15 protein-coding genes are annotated in these 18,054 nt (G+C 64.4%); 13 read left to right on the top strand and 2 right to left on the bottom strand.

Annotated elements, in window-relative coordinates; all coding sequences use genetic code 11:
• The first annotated feature begins 42 nt into the window (after nucleotides 1–42).
• Complete coding sequence (locus tag HGI30_RS20950) at nucleotides 43–231, top strand: hypothetical protein (protein WP_168909277.1); 189 nt, start codon at nucleotides 43–45, stop codon at nucleotides 229–231.
• A 66-nt stretch (nucleotides 232–297) separates the two neighbouring features.
• On the opposite strand, the gene HGI30_RS20945 is transcribed toward HGI30_RS20950, so the two are convergent.
• Nucleotides 298–2,739, bottom strand: a complete 2,442-nt coding sequence (locus HGI30_RS20945; RefSeq protein WP_168909276.1) for a bifunctional diguanylate cyclase/phosphodiesterase — start codon at nucleotides 2,737–2,739, stop codon at nucleotides 298–300.
• A gap of 158 nt (nucleotides 2,740–2,897) precedes the next feature.
• On the opposite strand from HGI30_RS20945, the gene HGI30_RS20940 reads away from it, so the two are divergent.
• Both HGI30_RS20940 and HGI30_RS20935 read left to right on the top strand, forming a co-directional pair.
• Complete coding sequence (locus HGI30_RS20940; RefSeq protein WP_168909275.1) at nucleotides 2,898–3,965, top strand: EAL domain-containing protein; 1,068 nt, start codon at nucleotides 2,898–2,900, stop codon at nucleotides 3,963–3,965.
• 190 nt (nucleotides 3,966–4,155) lie between these two features.
• Entirely contained in the window at nucleotides 4,156–4,491 is a 336-nt protein-coding gene (locus tag HGI30_RS20935; protein WP_235680230.1) for a hypothetical protein, read from the top strand.
• Nucleotides 4,492–4,658: 167 nt separating this feature from the next.
• Here the strand turns inward: HGI30_RS20935 and HGI30_RS20930 are convergent, their stop codons facing one another.
• A complete protein-coding gene (locus HGI30_RS20930) occupies nucleotides 4,659–6,560 on the bottom strand; it encodes a VanW family protein (protein WP_168909273.1) in 1,902 nt (633 codons plus the stop codon).
• 540 nt (nucleotides 6,561–7,100) lie between these two features.
• On the opposite strand from HGI30_RS20930, the gene HGI30_RS20925 reads away from it, so the two are divergent.
• The 10 genes from HGI30_RS20925 to HGI30_RS20880 all read left to right on the top strand — a co-directional run bounded on the left by HGI30_RS20925 (nucleotide 7,101) and on the right by HGI30_RS20880 (nucleotide 17,977).
• Nucleotides 7,101–7,433, top strand: coding sequence for an ArsR/SmtB family transcription factor (locus HGI30_RS20925; protein ID WP_168909272.1), 333 nt, complete (start codon nucleotides 7,101–7,103; stop codon nucleotides 7,431–7,433).
• The gene (locus HGI30_RS20920; RefSeq protein WP_168909271.1) at nucleotides 7,430–7,849 is read left to right on the top strand and encodes an SRPBCC family protein; all 420 of its coding nucleotides are present in this window, start codon (nucleotides 7,430–7,432) and stop codon (nucleotides 7,847–7,849) included. Before HGI30_RS20925 ends, HGI30_RS20920 begins: the two co-directional genes overlap by 4 nt.
• A gap of 55 nt (nucleotides 7,850–7,904) precedes the next feature.
• Entirely contained in the window at nucleotides 7,905–8,498 is a 594-nt protein-coding gene (locus HGI30_RS20915) for a YdeI/OmpD-associated family protein (RefSeq protein ID WP_168909270.1), read from the top strand.
• A 64-nt stretch (nucleotides 8,499–8,562) separates the two neighbouring features.
• Nucleotides 8,563–10,140 (top strand): FAD-dependent oxidoreductase, encoded by a 1,578-nt coding sequence (locus tag HGI30_RS20910; protein ID WP_168909269.1) that lies wholly within the window; start codon nucleotides 8,563–8,565, stop codon nucleotides 10,138–10,140.
• Nucleotides 10,141–10,341: 201 nt separating this feature from the next.
• Nucleotides 10,342–10,893 (top strand): sigma-70 family RNA polymerase sigma factor, encoded by a 552-nt coding sequence (locus tag HGI30_RS20905; RefSeq protein ID WP_235680229.1) that lies wholly within the window; start codon nucleotides 10,342–10,344, stop codon nucleotides 10,891–10,893.
• Nucleotides 10,886–12,403: a DUF4179 domain-containing protein gene (locus HGI30_RS20900; RefSeq protein WP_168909268.1), complete on the top strand. Its 1,518-nt coding sequence runs from the start codon at nucleotides 10,886–10,888 to the stop codon at nucleotides 12,401–12,403. The genes HGI30_RS20905 and HGI30_RS20900 overlap by 8 nt, the downstream gene beginning before the upstream one ends.
• An 800-nt stretch (nucleotides 12,404–13,203) precedes the next feature.
• Nucleotides 13,204–13,890 (top strand): cell division ATP-binding protein FtsE, encoded by a 687-nt coding sequence (gene ftsE, locus HGI30_RS20895; RefSeq protein ID WP_028599043.1) that lies wholly within the window; start codon nucleotides 13,204–13,206, stop codon nucleotides 13,888–13,890.
• The gene (gene ftsX, locus HGI30_RS20890; RefSeq protein ID WP_168909267.1) at nucleotides 13,880–14,797 is read left to right on the top strand and encodes a permease-like cell division protein FtsX; all 918 of its coding nucleotides are present in this window, start codon (nucleotides 13,880–13,882) and stop codon (nucleotides 14,795–14,797) included. Before ftsE ends, ftsX begins: the two co-directional genes overlap by 11 nt.
• A gap of 12 nt (nucleotides 14,798–14,809) precedes the next feature.
• Nucleotides 14,810–16,003 (top strand): murein hydrolase activator EnvC family protein, encoded by a 1,194-nt coding sequence (locus HGI30_RS20885; protein ID WP_235680228.1) that lies wholly within the window; start codon nucleotides 14,810–14,812, stop codon nucleotides 16,001–16,003.
• 462 nt (nucleotides 16,004–16,465) lie between these two features.
• Complete coding sequence (locus tag HGI30_RS20880; RefSeq protein WP_168909266.1) at nucleotides 16,466–17,977, top strand: S41 family peptidase; 1,512 nt, start codon at nucleotides 16,466–16,468, stop codon at nucleotides 17,975–17,977.
• Nucleotides 17,978–18,054: the final 77 nt, after the last annotated feature.

Raw genomic sequence — 18,054 nt, 5'->3', positions numbered from 1 at the left:
TAAGGGCGGTTGGCAGCCCTCCCGAGAAGGGAGGTGTTGCCCGTGGAAGTGTATCAGGTTCTTACTCTGATGTTCATGTCGGGGATGTTCCTGCTGCTGGCGCTGCTCACAAGGATTGGCGGTCTCTTTGGCGGTCAAACCATGAACGGGCAGGAAGCCGCCGCTCTTGAAGCGGAAACCATTTCCCGGAGGTCACGGTGCAGCAACACCGGGGCCTCTTTTTATTTATAAGCATAGCACAAGGATATCATACCATCAAGGAACATAAAGCAGGCTCGCTTGCGGCAATGCTTATCCTCAGGCGATCTGCTCGCCGAGCAGCTCCGAGATGCGGGCGGGCGGCACGGGCTTGCTGAAGAAGTAGCCCTGCGCCTCGTGGCAGTGGCGCAGCAGCAGATACTGCAGCTGCTCGCCGGTCTCGACGCCTTCGGCGATGACCTTGAGGCCGAGGTTGTGCGCCATGTTGATGATCGTATGCACCAGCGCCTCGTCCTTGCTGTCCTGCAGCAGGTTGCGCGTGAAGCTCTGGTCGATCTTGAGGCTGTCGATCGGGAACAGCTTCAGGTAGCTCAGCGAGGAGTAGCCGGTGCCGAAATCGTCGATCGACAGGAAGATGCCCATCCCCTTGAGCTCATGCATGATGGAGATGGCATGGGCGGAGTTCTGCACGATGCTCTCGGTCAGCTCCAGCTCCAGGTATTTTGACTCCAGTCCGGTCTCCTTGAGCGCGCGGCTGACGACCTCCGCGAAGCCGCTTTGCTGGAACTGGCGGGAGGAGATGTTGACCGCGATGCGCAGCGGCGGCAGCCCGGCATCCTGCCAGGCTTTGTTCTGGCGGCAGGCCTCGCGCAGCACCCACTCGCCGATCGGGATGATGAGGCCGGTCTCCTCGGCCAGCGGGATGAACTCCGCGGGCGAAATGAGGCCGAGCTTCGGATGCTGCCAGCGGATGAGCGCCTCGACGCCGACGACGGTGCCGGTCGGGATGTCCACCTGCGGCTGGTAGTGCACGGTGAACTCGTTCTTTTGGATTCCTTTGCGCAGGCCGATCTCCAGATTCATGCGGCGGCTGACGACCTCGTTCATCTCCGGCGTGTAGAACTGGAAGTTGTTCTTGCCCTGCTCCTTGACGCGGTACATGGCGGTGTCGGCGTTCTTGATGAGCGTGTCGCGGTTGTTGCCGTCCGCCGGGTACAGGCTCATGCCGATCGACGGCGTCACGTACATCTCCTGGCCCCCCACGAGGATCGACTGGCTGAACGTCGTCAGGATCCGCTGCGCCTTGCGCGTCATGTCCTCGTAGGAGGTGCCCGGCAGCAGGACGATGAACTCGTCGCCGCCCTGGCGGGAGACGGTATCCTGACGGTCCACGCATTCGCGCAGCCGGATCGACACCTCCACGAGCAGCAGGTCGCCCATCGTATGGCCGAGCGTATCGTTAATGTACTTGAAGCGGTCCAGATCGAGGAACATGACGCCGATCATCAGGCCGGACTCATCCGCCTGATCGAGCGCTTCCTTGAGCCGGTCGTTCAGCAGGTGGCGGTTGGGCAGGCCGGTCAGCGGATCGAGATAGACCATCTGGTTGATCTTGTGCTCGGCTTTTTTGCGTTCGGTGATGTCGCGGATGATGCTGCTGAGAAAAGGCTGCCCTTCCTCCTCCCAGACGGCGAGCGACAGCTCGATCGGGAACTCGGTGCCGTCCTTGCGCAGTCCGTACAGCTCCAGCGTGCGTCCCCCGCCGGGAGCATCGTCCGGCTCCAGCATCAGGTAAGGACGCAGCCCGTCGGCATGGGCCTGCTTGAAGCGGTCCGGGATCGTCATGTCGAGCGGCTGGCCGATCGCTTCCTTGTCGGTGTAGCCGAACATGAGCTGCGCACCGCGGTTCCACGACTGGATGATCGTGCGGCTGTCGGCGAGGATGATGGCATCGCTCGCCGACTCGATGACGGAACGGAACTTGCGCTCGGACTCCAGCGACTGCGACTCGAACCGGCGGTTCACGTACGTGCTCGTGAACACCATCGCGAGGATGATGAGCATGCCGATGCCGATCGCATAGGCGAGCAGGCTGTTGTTCAGCGAGGTCAGGTCCGAGGAGGCGGCCGTGCCTCCGTTCGGAAGGAACGTGGCGCCCGCCATCCCGGTATAGTGCATCGCGGAGACGGCTATGCCCATCACGACGGCGGCCAGCGCCTTGCGGCGCCAGATTCGGGGCTGGTCGCCTTTCTTTTTGACGAAGTACATCAGATAGAGGGCGGTCAGCGAGGCGACGAAGGCGATCGCGGCCGACAAGCTCCACAGCAGCGGGTCGTAGCGGACGAAGGCGTTCATCTGCATCGCCGCCATGCCGACGTAGTGCATCGAGACGATGCCGGCGGCCATGAGCAGCGCGCTCAGCAGCGCGCGGGCCAGGCGCATCGTCGGCCGGCTGATGAGGCGCAGCGCGAGGAAGCTCGCCAGCAGCGCGGGGATGATGGAGACGAGCACGATCAGCGGATTGTAGGTGACCGGGATCGAGAGATGCATCGCGAGCATGGCGATGAAGTGCATCGACCAGATGCCCATGCCCATCGAGATCGCGCCGCAAGCCGTCCAGACGTTGCGGGCTCGGCCTCTCGACTTGTTGATATGGATGCCGAGATCGAGCGTTGCATAGGAAGCCAGGATCGGAATGGCCAAGGATAGGACGACCAGAATGATATTGTAGGAGCCGGCGAGCGAGTGGGCATGGTTCATGGCAATAATCTCCTTCAGTTGCTTCTCTCTCTCTATAACGGCAAAAGAAGTAGGTCTTTTTACCTTGAATCCTCTCTATTTCCATGTTTCAAAGGACCTAGAACGGGTTAAATCACCCTCGAACAGGCAGTGGAAACAAGAAATGGGGCCAAACGAACATGACATGCGGGAACTGCTCGATGGACGAGCTGACGATCGAGGGGCGCCTGGCCTGCGGGCCGGACGGGGATGAGGCGGGCAGCCGAAAGCTCAAGGCCATGCTGGAGGACGGATTGGCGCGCCTGGGGCAGCTCCTGAAGACGGATGCGGATGCCTTCTGGATGACGGAGGCGGGCCTCGCGGAGCTGGCCGATTTTGCCGCTCATCACCTGGAGGCGGGGCAGGTGCGGGTCCGGATCGGCAGCGGGCCGTGGCTCTCGCTGGAGGAAGCGGGGACCATCGCGGATGCGGAGTGGATCGACGGCATCATCCGCAGCGGATCGATCGAGCCTTACGCGCAGCCGATCGTCACCGCCGAGGGCGAGCGGTACGGCTACGAGCTGCTCGCGCGGTTCCGTCGGACGGACGGCACGCTCGTGCTGCCCGGGGAGGCGTTCGCCGCCGCACGGCTTCGGGGGAGGCTGTACGCGCTCGACCGCGCCTGCCGCATGGCGGCCGTCCGGCGCGCGGCCGTGCTCGGCACGAGGGCGTTCATCAACTTCCTGCCGACCTCGATCTATTCGCCGGAATTTTGCCTGCGCTCGACGATGCAGCTCGCCGAGCGGCTCGGAGCCGATCCGTCGCTGCTCGTCTTCGAGGTCGTGGAGACCGAGCGGGTCGACGACCCGGAGCATCTGAAGTCCATCCTCGCTTATTACCGCGAGCGCGGCTTCCGGACCGCTCTTGACGACACGGGCGCGGGCTTCAGCGACGAGGGGCTGCTGAAGCAGCTGGCACCGAACTACATGAAGCTCGACCGCGGATGGGCGCATGGCGTGGCGGCGCGCGCGGACAAGCAGGAGGCGGCGCTGCGCTTCCTGCGGCTCGCGCGCGAGATCGGAGCGGTGCCGCTGGCGGAGGGCATCGAGGAGCAGGCGGATTACGACTGGCTGAGAGAGCGCGGCTACGAGCTGTTCCAGGGCTATCTGTTCGGCCGTCCCGCGCCGGTGCCGGCGCCGGACGGGGGAAGTGCGCCGGCGGCAGCGCTGCCGGCCGGGGAGTCCTCGTCCACGGCGCTGGCGGGATAGGGATGCCGCGACGACGGGGCGCGGCGAGGCGGATCGAATAATCGTTTCGCCATGGGCAAGAACGGAATCAGGCGGACCCCATATACTGAATCGAGACAATGGACTAGACGATTCATAGATGGAGGTTAACATGATGACGGAGCGCCAAACGATGCCCCATCCCATCCTTTTAGAAGCAAGACAGACGGCGTTGAATCAACTCTTGCTGACGTACGACAAGCCGGCTGATCTGGCTTCCGCGATGAACGTCTCGAATTACTGGATCCGCAGCAACATGGAGCCGGTCGGCATCGCGTCGGTCGGGATGAAGGATGCGCTGACGCCGGAGAACGCGATTCGCCCTGATCTGGCGATGATTACGCTTGCGGACCAGACGATGACGAGATTTTATTTGACCTTCCGGATCAATGCGGTGTCCGGCATCCTGTACACCGTGCTTCCCTGCTTCGTGAGTTTGCAGGGCATGAGCGGCTACACGGGGGAGAACTGGGCTCCATTCAGCCGGAATATGTTCATCGGCATGTAATCGAGGCGATGGCGGATCTTCCGTCATGCTTTTCATGAAGCAGGGTCCTTTCTTGGCGGCGTCGCCGCCAAGAAAGGACCCTGCTTTTTGGTTGACGTCTGGGCACGCTGTTTGAATCGGTGCGCGGCTCCGGGCACGCCGGCCAGCAGCCTGCCTGCATGCGGGCCTCAGCCGACGGGCTCCTCCGTCCGCCCGGGCAAGAGCGCTTCGGGCCGCAGCACGCGCAGGCCATCCTCGAGCAGGCCGCTGGGACTGCCGCCGTCTCGGCCGCCGCTGCCCGCATCGTCCCTGCTATTGCTGCCGCTGTCCCCGCCGTCCGGCGCGGCCAGAGCGCCTCGGCCCTCCGCCGGCGTCGGCGGAGGCGCCGAGCTGCCGCCGGGCGTCGGCGCGCCGCTGGCGGGGCCGGCTTCGCGGGCGCCTTCCGGCCCCGCCTCGGGAGCGGGCGGCGGTGCGGGAGCCGCGGCCGGGCCTTCGAGGATGACAGCCGGCTGCGGCTTGTACGTGTCGCGGGAGAGACGCACGCGCGAGACTTCCTGGCCGTTCACGTATTTGATCCGGTACGTCTCGACGATGTAGCCGGTCCGTCCTTTTTTCTGGACGATCTGCTGTCCTGGAGCCAGCCCTCCGCTGCGGCGCAGCTGCACGGGAGCGGGCATCGTGCGCACCGTCTTGGACGCGACGGCGTACCGCACCTCGCGCGGCATCGTGCCGAACAGCTTGATCGTCAGCTGCCCGCCGCCGGAGGAGGCGCGGATGACGAGATGCTTGCCGGTCGTGTTGCGGAAGCGGAAGTTGATGACGCCTTCGGCGAACGTCGCGTCCTGGCCCTTGGGCAGGTAGGAAACAGGCACGGAGTGGTTGCGGCGCTCGACGATCTCCAGGCCGGCGCGCAGCGCGGCGTTGTACAGCGTGCTGGACACCTGGCAGATGCCGCCGCCGATGCCGCGCGTGAACTGCCCGTTGAGGATGACGGGAGCCTCGCGGTAGCCGGTCTCGCGCTCCGTGATGCGAATGATCTCGCCGTAGTCGAACACCTCGCCGGGCTTCATTTCCCATCCGTCGAGCGTACGCGCCGTCTCCGAGACGTTGAACGCCCGCCCCTGCGAGCTGGTCCGATAATCGGTCGAAAACGAAGCGATCCGCCGCTCGACGCCTTCCGCCTTCAGCGACTCGACCGTCTTGGCCGGCGCGACGGAGCGGAGCAGCAGCGGCGTCTCTCGGGACGCCTCGAGGCCGAGCTCCTGCAGCAGCGCCGGCCCGTCCAGGCCGCGCAGCCGCGCGCCGGAGCGGGGCGGACCGGGCTCGGCGGGGCCGAGGCCGGCGGAAGCCCAGCGCAGCAGCTCCGCATGCTGGCGGTCCAGATCGAGATGCATGACGCTGCGGCCGGGCGTGTAGACGACCTGGTCGTAGGGGGTGATCGTCCGCACGGCGTCCACGGGCTTGCGCTCGTCGTAAAAGCCCCATTCCGAACGAATCGCCGCGTCGAACGCCTGCCGGTCGTCCCGCAAGCGGGCGGGCAGCTGACGCTCCCAGCGCCAGCGGTATTTGGCCCGCTCCCATACGGAGCCGGTGCCGAGCCTCCGGAGCGCCGCTTCCGCGCCGCTCGGATCGAGGCGCAGGCCGAGCTCGGCGAGCGTCCAGCCACGGCGCCGCTCTGCGCCGCTATCGCCCGTGCCCGTCCTTGCGGTGTCGGCTCCGCCCGTGCCCGCGTCGCCGGCGGCCGGACTCTGCGCTCCCGCTTCGTCCTCGTCCGCGCTTGCGGCGTCCGTCGCCGCCGAGCGGGTGCTCGAGCCGCTGGCCTCCGTGCCGGAGGCGGGCTTGTCCGCGCCGAAAGAGGCGGACGGGGTTCCGTCCGCCAGCGTCACGACGCGGCTGTCGAGCGCCTGCCGGTACGTCTGCAGCAGCTGCAGCGCCTCGTCGCGCGGCAAGCCTCCAAGCGGCAGGCCGGCGGCCTCCGTGCCGGCGGGAACCTTCTCCTTGGAGCCGTAGATCCAGAGCATCCCCCAGATGGCCGATGCCGCCAGCGTCAAGGCGAGCACGATAATGAGCAGCAGATGAAGTCGTTTCACAGGACCGTCCTCCCTCCGACAAGCTGTCTCCTAGATTTATGCCGGCGGCCTGCCGATTATATCCTCGACATGGGCAATCCGAGGGAACAATCGGAGGAGGGATCGGCTGTCCTCTGAGCCCGGCGGCATCAAGCCCGGGAGGAAGGACGACAGGCGCAGCTGCGTGCGCGTCGCAGCCGCCCGAGGCTGCGTGGTGTTGGATGGGTTAGGTTTTCCTCAAAAGGGCTTCTCGCTGTTGACAGGACACTTTTAGGTGTCGTATTCTAAATGAGCCACCAAATGGTGTCCTAAAAGGAGGCACGTTTGAAAAGGGAAGGAAGCAGAAACGATGAGGAGGAAATGAGAGGAGCATGCAGACCGGCACGGCAGCGAGCTTGCCTTCCCTTGCTGTGCGCTGATCCTTTCGCTCGCTTACGCCGTCCTCGTCGTCGCCTCCTGGGCGCTGCGTCCGCGCAGCCGCAAGCTTTAAGCCGGAGGCTCGCCGCCGTGCGCGGCAGCAGGACATCATCGAACCAAGCACAAGACAGGGGAGAGGGTTTCATGAGCGCGAACGGCCCGCAGCGGGATGTGTTCGAAGCCATTGCAGATCCGACCCGGCGCCGGCTGATCCAGATGCTGGCCGCAAAAGAGGAGATTCCGCTTCACGAATTGACCGCGCCGTTCGCCATGGGGCGGACGGCGGTATCCAAGCATCTGGCCATCCTCAAGGAGGCCGGGCTGGTCGTGGACCGCAAGGTCGGCCGGGAGACGCGGTTCAGGCTGAATGCCGCTCCGCTCCGGGAAGTCCAGGACTGGGCGGCCTATACCAGCACGTTCTGGAGCGCCAACATGGCGCGTTTGAATCAGCTTTTACTCGAGGAGGAAGAACAATGAGCCTGACTTTGTCCATGGATTTCCCGTTTTCGACGACGATCCAGAAGCTTTGGTCCGCCTTGACCGATTCCAGGAAGCTCGCCAAGTGGGTGGCCAACATCCACACCGGCGAGCCGATGGACAACGACTTCGAGGCGGTCGTCGGCCGCCGCTTCCAGTTCCGCACGGCGCCGAGCCAGTGGTGGGACGGCATCATATCCGGCGAAGTTCTGGTCGTGGAGGAGCCGACGAAGCTGTCGTATACGTGGGCCAGCGGAGCGGAGGAGCATACGGTCGTCTGGACGCTGCATGACCTCGGCGACGGCAAGGTCAACCTCCATCTGGAGCAGACCGGGATCTCGAGGCATCAGGCCGTCGAAGGCGCGCGCTACGGCTGGGCGAAATGGCTGGCCGAGCTGGAGAAGGTCGTCGCCTAGCCGGCATGCCGCTTGATTGGCCGATTACGGAACCGAAGGAAGAGGGGGGTTCGGCATGACAACGAATGCGACGAACGTGCGGGTCGATCTTTTCATGAGCAAGGCGAAGAAATGGAAGGAGGAGTACGAGCTGCTGAGGCAGATCGTGCTCGAATGCGGCCTGGCCGAGGAGTTCAAATGGATGCATCCGTGCTACACGAGGGGCGAGGCGAACGTCGTGCTCATCCACGGCTTCAAGGACTACTGCGCGCTGCTGTTCCACAAGGGCGCTCTGCTGAAGGACCCGCAAGGCATCCTCGTCCAGCAGACGGAGAACGTGCAGGCGGCGCGCCAGCTCCGCTTCACGAGCGCCCGCCAGATCGGGGAGATGAGGGACGTCGTGAAGGCGTATGTCCTCGAGGCCGTCCGGAACGAGGAGTCGGGGCTGAAGGTGGAGCTGAAGGAGACGGAAGCGTTCCCGATGCCGGAGGAGCTGGAAGCGCGGTTCGCCGAGAATCCGGACTTCAAGACCGCGTTCGAGGCGCTGACGCCGGGCCGGCGCAGAGCGTATCTGCTTCATTTTTCCCAGCCCAAGCAAGCCAAGACCCGGGTAGCGAGGATCGAGAAGTGGATGCAGCCGATTCTGGAGGGGAAGGGCTTGAACGACTAGCCGGTTTCGGCTGGGACGGAGATGGGCATACAGAGGAGAGGAAATCCAAATCAGGAGGCATCGCATGGAACCCTCATCCTCGCCATCCGGCAAGCCTTCCCGCTTGCCCAAGCTCCCGGAGTCGCTCTGGCGGGCGACATCGGAGCTGCCGTCGTTCGAGCCGCTCCGAGGCACCGTCCGGGCTGACGTCGTGATCGTCGGCGGAGGCATCGCCGGCATCACGAGCGCTTATCTGCTGACCCAGCAAGGCTTCAAGGTCGTCCTGCTGGAGGCCGGGCTGCTGCTTGACGGCACGACGGGCCACACGACGGCCAAGATCACCGCCCAGCACGGGGCCATTTACGACAAGCTGCTGAACCATCTCGACAAAGAGCAGGCCAAGCAGTATTTCGACGCCAACGACGAAGCGCTCAAGTGGATCGTGCAGACCGTCGCCGAGCTCGGCATCGAGTGCGGGCTGAAGACGGAGGACGCCTACTTGTACGCGGACAACGAGGCCGATCTCGAGACGCTCCGCAAGGAATGGAAAGCGTACGGCCAGATCGGCCTGCCCGGCGAATGGGTGGACAAGCTGCCGCTCGAGGGGCTGTCGGAGCTCGGCGCGATTAAGCTGCCGGGCCAGGCGCGCTTCCATCCGCTGCAGTATCTGCAAGCGCTGCTGCAGGAGGCGCTCAAGCAAGGCCTTGTCGTCCATGAATACACGACCGTGACGGAGAAGGTTGAGGAGGGCAAGAAGGACGGGCGGCTCAAGCTGCACACGGCCGCCGGCGGCACCGTCGACTGCAGCTGGGCGCTGTCCGCCTCGCACTTCCCGTTCACGGACGGCGGCGGACTGTTCTTCTCGCGGCTGCACGCCATGCGCTCGTACGTGCTCGCGGTGGAGACGGACAAGCCGTTCCCCGGCGGCATGTACCTGTCCGTCGGCCAGACGGTGCGCTCGCTGCGCGCGGCCGAGCTGGACGGACGTCCGGTCGTGCTCGTCGGAGGCGACAGCCATAAGACCGGCCAGGGGCCGCCGATGATCGAGCATTACGAGGCGCTGGAGCAATACGCCGATTCTCTGCTTGGCGTCCGCAGCATCCCGTACCGCTGGTCGGCGCAGGACCTGACGACGCTCGACGAGATGCCGTACATCGGCCCGATCCGGGACAAGCATCCCAACATGCTCATCGCGACCGGCTTCAACAAGTGGGGGATGACGACCGGCACGCTCGCGGCGCTGACGTTCTCCGAGCTGGTGAGCACGGGGCAGAGCATGCATCTGGAGCTGTTCAAGCCGTCGCGCTTCCACGCCGACCCGTCGATCCTGAACTTCGTCCGCGAGAACCTGAACGTCGCCGGGGAGTTCATCTCCGGCAAGCTGGACTCGCCGACGGATTCGCCGGAGACGCTCGCGGCCGGACAGGGCGGCGTCGTCAAGGTCGCCGGCAAGCGCGCCGGCGGTTACCGCGCGCCGGACGGGACGCTGCATCTGGTCGACACGACCTGCACGCACATGGGCTGCGAGTGCAAGTGGAACGCGGGCGACCTCAGCTGGGACTGCCCGTGCCACGGCTCGCGCTTCGGCTACACCGGCGAGGTGCTGGAGGGACCGGCGACCGAGCCGCTCAAGCGGCTGGAGCTTCCGCGAGCGGACGGGTAGCGGAATAGGGAAGGAACGCATAAGGAACGCATACTGAGAAGCCCGTCCAAGGAGACAGGCTTCTTTTTTGTGATTGAAACCGGTCCAGGTTTAGACAGCCCGTGCTGTTCAAGGTTTTTAAGCTTTTTCCATGGAGGGCAAAACCGAACCCCCTCTCTCCCCGTCTAATAGCGAAGGCAAACGAGAAAGGACGGCGAACGGATGCCGGAGCGCATGGAAGAACGGACCTCAAAAACGGCAGAGCTCGTCCGTCGGGCGCAGAAGGGCGACGACGAAGCCTTTCTGGAGCTGATGGTCGGGGCCAAGGAGCAGCTGCTGCGCATCGCCCTCGCCTATCTCCGCGATGAGGAAGCGGCGCTTGAATCCCTGCAGGAGGCGACCTGCCGCGCCTATGCGGCTCTCGGGAGGCTGCGGCAGCCGGAGCATGTCCGCACCTGGCTCATCCGCATCCTGCTGAGCGTCTGCGCCGACGAGCGCAGGCGGCGCAAGCGGCAGCAGCCGATGGCCGTCCTGCCAGAGAGCGCCGCGAGCGGAGAGCATCCGGGCGCGCGGCTGGAGCTGGAAGAGGCAGTGGCCGCCCTCGAGCCCAAGCTGCGCCAGCTCGTGCTGCTGAAGTATGCGGAGGACATGACGGTCTCGGACATCGCGCGGACGTTGGAGAAGCCGGAAGGGACGATCAAGACGTGGCTGAACCGCGCGCTGCGGCAGCTGCGCCGGGAGCGCGCCGGGATGGAGGGGACGGAGCATGGATGAGCGGCATGAAGAAAGGCTGGAGCCGGTGACGGAGGATGGGCAGGAGGAGCAGCGGAAGGATCGAGCGAAGTTGAAGGCGGCGGAAGGGGCGGAGTCGAACCAGGCGGAGCATCAGGAGAAAAAGCTGGAGCAAGAGCTGGAGCAAGAGCTGGAGCAAGAGCTTGCGGAGCTGGGCGGGTGCCCTCCGTCTGCGGAGCAGCTGGAGCGGGCGGATGGCGCGATATTCGCTGGCATGGCGCAGGCCCGGCAGCGCAGACGCCGCCGCCGCTGGCAGCGCCTTGGCTCCGCGGTGCTGTCGCTGGCGCTCGTGCTGGCTGTCGGACTCACGTCCATCCGCGTCTCGCCGGCCTTCGCCTCCGCGGTGAGGCAGCTGCCCGGCATGTCGGCAATCGTGGACGCGATCCGCGAGGAGTACAGCATGAACCGGACGGTGCAGGACGCTCTCGACGAAGGCTACCTGCAGCCGCTTCATTTGACTCAGGAGCGCGATGGCGTCAAGGTGACGCTGGAAGGGCTGGTCGCCGACGACTACCGGATGATGATCGTGTATACAGTGGAGCTGACGAAAGGGAAGAACGCGGACAGACTCCTTTCAATGAGGCAGCAGAATGGAGAGGAAATGCTTGGTATACAGGCTTTTGACCGAGAGGGGAAGGAAATTCTGCAATCCGTGACAAGTTCCAGCGACAGTTCGACAGAAAGGGTGTGGACGAACAGAGTGGAGCTTGTCCTGAAACCGGAGGTCCCCCTGCCGGAATGGGTAGAATTAAGGATGAATGCGCAAGCTTCTGCATATCGCTTCCAGTTCCAGGTGGACCGCAAGCTGTTCGCAGGCAAATCGCGCACGCTGCCGTTGGAGCAGATGATCTCGGTCGAAGGCCAGCAGCTGCATTTCAAGAGCATGCGCATTTCGCCGCTGAGCGTCGCCATCGAGGCGGAATACGATCCAGACAACGCGTTGAAGCTGTTCGGACCGGTGGACATGAAGCTGACGGACGACTCCGGTATAGAGTGGGAAAGAGTCTCCTATTCAGCGGGCAGCTCGGAAGAGAACCACGTGAGGTTCGAGTTCCAAAGTCCTTATTTCCGCCAGCCCAAGTCGCTCTACTTGAGCGGCAAGACGTTCCGCGCCCTGCCTAAGGACAAGAGCCGCATCATCATCGACGCGGAGAAAGGCGAGCTGCTCGAAGCTCCCGATGACCGCCTCTCGCTCGTATCCAGCCGTGTGGATGAAAGCGGGATGCAGCTAGACTTCGAGCTGCGTGTCGACCAGGAGGAATCGCAGTTGAACTCTTACTCGGTGCTAGGCAGCGATTTTACCGATGCTGTTGGAAAGAGGTTCCTAAGCTTCAAGCAAGGAAGCAGCGGGACCAGCGATCAGGACGGGATGCAGCAGCTCGGCTATACGTTTGCTCCCGACGATTACAAGCAGCCGCTGACGTTGGAGCTGGTTAACTATCCAACGTATATCACAGGCGAGTACCGAATCAAGCTCCCGCTCCAAGAGTAGCCAAAGCCGAGCGCTAACGACGTGCCAGACGCTTAGAACGGCTTTCATATGCCTGCTCAAAACGTAACGACGCGTGAAATCGCTAGATGGAACGAAACGCTCTAAATCTAGCATAATTGCCGCGTTTCAACCGTTTAACGATTCAAAACGTCGTTAAGGCCCCAAAAGAACGAGAAACGGAGCTCTAACCGTTTGAGGCGTCGTTAGCCCGTTTCATACGGCGCTGGCCCGATGTCTGGCTGCTGTCAGCACCCCAGCCGCGAGCTCGCTGCCATGCGTCAGGAGCATCGAGCCTCCTGTGCCCCGGCTTGGAGCCTCACCGCGAGGAGCTTCATGCGTGTCGTGCAAAAGGCGCATCCCCGCTCGCCACATCCCGCCGCCAGCGTCTCCGCAGCGAGGCCGCCGCCAGCGCCAGGCATCCCGCCTGCCGCGCCTCCGTCGCCAGACGCATCCCGCCTGCCGCGCCTCATCCGCCGCGCCTCCGTCGCTGCTGCCAGCGCCAGCGCTGCATCCCGCCTGCCCCACCGAAGCCGGACTGCTTTCGCCGTCCGGCTTCTTTTTTTTCGACATTTAACTACAAAGCGAGAGCCGTCAGCCGATGTAAATAAGGAGGCTTGAAACGCTCCGGTCCGGAGCGTTCGACAGCCTTCCCGCAAGCGGCGATGTCGAATGCGCCCGCTTGCAGGCGGCGAACGATGAGAATTGTGAAAATGAAGGGAAATGCGGCTTTCTGGAAAGGAAATCCGGTTTTTCTGTCGAACAGTCATAAGCGGAAAAAAGACAGGATGTGAGCGATACCCGTGATTGAAATGATGGACATCTGGAAGACCTACCCCAACGGCGCTCACGCGCTGAAGGGCATATCCGTGGTCATCGACCGCAATGAATTCGTGTACATCGTCGGGCCGTCCGGCGCCGGCAAGTCCACGTTCATGAAGCTGATCTACCGCGAGGAGTTCCCGACCAAGGGGCAGCTGTTCGTGAACGGCTTCAATATAGGCAAGCTCAAGCCGCGCAAGATTCCGTACGTGCGGCGCAACATCGGCGTCATCTTCCAGGATTACCGGCTGCTGCCCAAGCTGACCGCCTACGAGAACGTCGCGTTCGCGATGGAGGTCATCGAGGCGCCGCGCAAGCTGATGAAGAAGCGCACGATGGAGGTGCTGGAGCTCGTCGGCCTCGGCGGCAAGCACGCCCATCTGCCGGCCCAGCTGTCCGGCGGCGAGCAGCAGCGCGTCGCGATCGCGCGCGCGATCGTCAACAACCCGAGCGTCATCGTCGCCGATGAGCCGACCGGCAACCTCGATCCCGAGACGAGCTGGGGCATCATGAACCTGCTCGAGGAGATCAATTTCCGGGGAACGACCATCGTCATGGCCACCCACAACCGCGAGATCGTCAACACGCTGCGCAAGCGCGTCATCGCCATCGAGAACGGACTGATCGCGCGCGACCAGGCGAGAGGGGAATACGGCTATGAAGCTTAGGACGCTGGCGAGGCACCTGCGCGAAGGCGTCCGGGGCATCTTCCGCAACGGCTGGATGAGCTTCGCGTCGATCAGCAGCATCTTCATCTCCCTGTTCATCCTCGGCGTGTTCGTGCTGCTGGCGCTCAATGTGAGCAAGCTCGCCGACCAGCTGGAGAGCCAGGTCGAGATCCGGGCGTTCCTGCAGCTGGACATGGCGCCGGAGAGCGCCTCCGCGCTGGAGACCAAGCTGCGCGCCATCCCGGAGGTCAAGAGCGTGGAGTACCGCACGCCGGAGCAGAACCTGCAGGAGATGAGCGAGATGCTCGGCGACGACGGCAAGCAGCTGCTCGAGGATTACCAGGGCGAGGACAACCCGCTCCCGGCGAGCTTCACGATCGAGGTGTACGACCCGCAGACGATCACGGCCGCCGCCGCGCAGGTGCAGGCGATCAGCGCCGCGCAGGACCCGCCGGCGTTCCAGCAGGTCAAGTACGGCCAAGGCACGGTCGAGACGCTGTTCAAGATCACGAACGCGGTGCGCAACATCGGCCTCATCCTCGTGGCGGGACTGGCCGTGACGGCGATGTTCCTGATCGCCACGACGATCAAGACGACGATCATCGCCCGTCAGCGCGAGATCAGCATCATGAAGCTGGTCGGAGCGACCAACGCGTTCATCCGCTGGCCGTTCTTCGTCGAGGGGGCGCTCATCGGCTTCCTTTCCTCGACGCTGACCGCCTTGGTCGTCGTGCTCGGCTACGGCGAGCTCATCCGCCAGTCCGAGTTCGATCTCGGCCTGATGAGCATCCGGCTCGTCTCCATGGAGGAGGCGGCCGGCATCATCGTCCCGGTGACGATCGGCATCGGCACCTTGCTCGGCGTGTGGGGAAGCATTTTGTCCGTCCGCAGATACTTGAGAGTGTAGGAGGAAAGCAGCTTGAACAGAACGATCCGCAGGCTGGCCGGCTCCGTGCTGGCCGGCGCGCTTATCCTGACCGCCATGCCGCAAGCGGCTGGAGCGGTGTCGCAGTCCGAGAAGATCAACCGCGAGCTCAAGCAGGTGCGCCAGCAGATGCAGGCGGCCGCGCAGGGCCGCAAGCAGGCGGATGCGCAGTCCAAGACCGTGCTGACGCAGAAGTTCTATACCGCCGAGTCGCTCAAGGCGGTCATGACCGAGATCGACACCGTCGGCTCCCGCATGAGCGCCGTCCAGTCGCAGGTGTCCACCACGACGCAGGCGCTCGAGCAGACCGCCCGCGAGCTGGACGAGGCGGAGCAGCGGATCGCCCGGCAGGACGAGCGGCTGCAGTCGCGCATGCGCGTCACCTACATGAACGGGCGCGTCAGCTACCTCGACGTGCTGCTGAACGCGACAAGCTTCTCCGACTTCCTCGGCCGTCTCGACTCGCTTCATACGATCATGTCCCAGGACAAGGAGACGCTGCAGGACCGCAAGCAGGACAAGCAGCTCGTCGCCGCCAAAAAGGCCGAGGTCGAGCAGAAGCTCGCCGAGGTGAAGATGCTGTACGCCAAAGTGGCCGAATATCAAGGTGTGCTGGCCGACAAGGAAGCGCAGAAGACGCAGCTGATTTCCTCCTACAACACCAAGCTCGGCGAGCTCGGCGACATCAGCGAGGAGCAGGAGAAGCTGCTGCTGGAGCTGGCCGCCAAGGAATCCGCGCTCATCAAGAAAAAGAACGCGCTGAAGACGACCTATAGCGGAGGGATGCTCGCGGCGCCGATCAAGGCCTCGTACCGGCTGAGCTCGAACTACGGCTACCGCATCCACCCGATCAGCGGCCAGCGCAAGCTCCACGCCGGTGCCGACATGGCGGCTCCGGCAGGCACGAACATCTACGCCGCGGAAGGCGGCGTCGTGCTCGTCGCCCAGTGGTGGAGCGGCTACGGCAACTGCATCGTCATCGACCACGGAGGCGGCTTGTGGACGATCTACGGCCATATCCGCGACGGCGGCATTCTCGTGGAGAAGGGCCAGACCGTCAAGCGCGGCGACCACATCGGCGAGGTCGGCTCGACCGGCAACTCGACCGGCAACCACCTGCACTTCGAGGTGCGCAAGAACGGCGAGCCGGTCAACCCGCTTCCTTATTTCAAAGGCAAGGCCAACTGAAGCGTCGCGGCGGGGAGCCGGACGCCCGCAGCTTGGCGCGCAGCAGGACCGTCCGGGCGAAAGCGCCCGGACGGTTTTTTTCATAAGGGCGGTCGGATGTTCGCATCGCTGAGCAGGCCGCAAGTGTCCTTGCGCCTTCCTCTGGGCTGGACTGAGAAGAGAAGATTCTGAAGGACGGTGGTCCCCTGGATGCGCGCATGGACTTGGACGTCGCTGTAGCCGAGCTCGACAAGATCGTGTCGCCGGAAGCTCAACCCGGAGATTGTGCGCGCCATTCTCGACCTGCATCGGAGCGACTTCACGGACTTTGCCCGCGCGATGCTCGCCTCGGGCATCTAGCCGCCGAGCCGCTTCTCAGCAGCAGCCATCCTTGCCAAATAATCCTCCCCTCTCTGTCGCATACTAAGCGGCGGACGCATTCGGCCTCGAACAGGAGCGCCGGACGAAGAGAGGAGAGGGAGCATGAAGCGAAACGAACACGCAGCGGCCGGACCGCGCCGGATCAAGGCGGCGCTGTCGGCGTCGCTGGCCGCCGCGCTGCTGCTGGGCGGAGCGTTGCCGGCGGGAACGGCAAGCGCCAAGCCAGCGCCTGCGGAGGCGGCGCGGCCGGCTCATCCGGCACTAGGCTGGGAGCGAACGCAACCGGCGGCCTCCGCCGGCTTGACGAAGGAAGAGGAGCAGCGGCTGAATGCGGTCATGGAGCTGATCCAGCGGCAATATTACGAGCCCGTCGACCGCGACAAGCTCATCAGCGGCGCGCTGAGCGGCATGGTGGAGGCGCTTGGCGATCCTTATTCCTCCTATATGGACGCAAAAGCCGCCAAGCAGTTCTCCGAGACAGTGGAAGGCGCGTTCGGCGGCGTCGGCGCGGAGGTGACGTCCGAGAGCGGCAAAATCGTCATCGTCTCGCCGATCAAGGGCTCTCCGGCCGAGAAGGCGGGCCTGCAGGCGAAGGACGTCATCCTGTCCGTGAACGGCGTCGGCCTGTCGGGGCTGCCGATCACCGAGGCGGTCGCCAAGCTTCGCGGGCCCAAGGGCAGCTCCGCCGAGCTCGTCATCCTGCGTGCGGGGCGGGCCAATCCGTTCGGGGTGAAGCTGGTGCGCGCCGAGATCGACATCGAGACGGTGGAGGGCAAGCTGCTTGCGGACGGCATCGGATTGATCGAGATCCGGCAGTTCTCCCTGAATACGGCCGACCGGTTCGCCGAGGAGCTGGACAAGCTGGAGAAGCGCAAGCTCCGAGGCCTCGTCATCGACGTGCGCAACAACCCGGGCGGCATCCTGCCGGTCGTGGAGCGGATCGCGCAGCCGTTCGTGCCGAAGGGGCGGCCGATCCTGCAGATCGCGCAGCGCGGGGCGAAGCCGGAGCAGGTGCTGTCGGAGGGCGGCGGCAAGCCGTATCCGGTCGCGGTACTGATGAACAAAGGCAGCGCCAGCGCCTCGGAAATCCTTGCCGGAGCGCTTCAGGAATCTGCTGGCGCGGTGCTCGTCGGCGAGACTTCGTTCGGCAAAGGGACCGTGCAGGTCAGCTATGACCGCCATCTCGAAGGCGGGCTCGTCAAGATGACGATCGCCAAGTGGCTGACGCCGGGCGGCGGCTGGATCCACAAGCGCGGCATCAAGCCGGACGTAGCGGTCCGCCCTCCCGCGCTGTACGCCGCGACGCGGCTGGCCAAGACGGGCACGATTCCTTCCGATGCGATCAGCGACGACGCCAAGAGCCTGCAGGTGATGCTGAAGGGACTCGGCTACGATCCCGGACGCCTCGACGGCTATTACAGCAGCGGCACCGCCCAAGCGGTACGCGGCTTCCAGCGGGCCAGCGGCCTCAAGGAGAGCGGCCAGGCCGATCCGGCGACCCAGCGCAAGCTGGAGGAAGCGGTGCAGGCTTGGGTCGGCGGAGACGAGCATGACACGCAGCTGGACGCGGCCGTACGGGCGCTTCGCGAGGGCAAGGGAGCGCCGCGGCTTTAAGCGGAGCAGCTTTTCGGACAAGGCCGGATTCCTCCTTTCGGGAGGAATCCGGCCTTGTCGCGTCGAAAGCATTAGGC

The organism is Paenibacillus albicereus, from assembly GCF_012676905.1.
GTDB lineage: Bacteria > Bacillota > Bacilli > Paenibacillales > Paenibacillaceae > Paenibacillus_O > Paenibacillus_O albicereus.
Note: the sequence above shows the minus strand (reverse complement) of the source record. Positions and strands in the feature narration are given on the sequence as shown.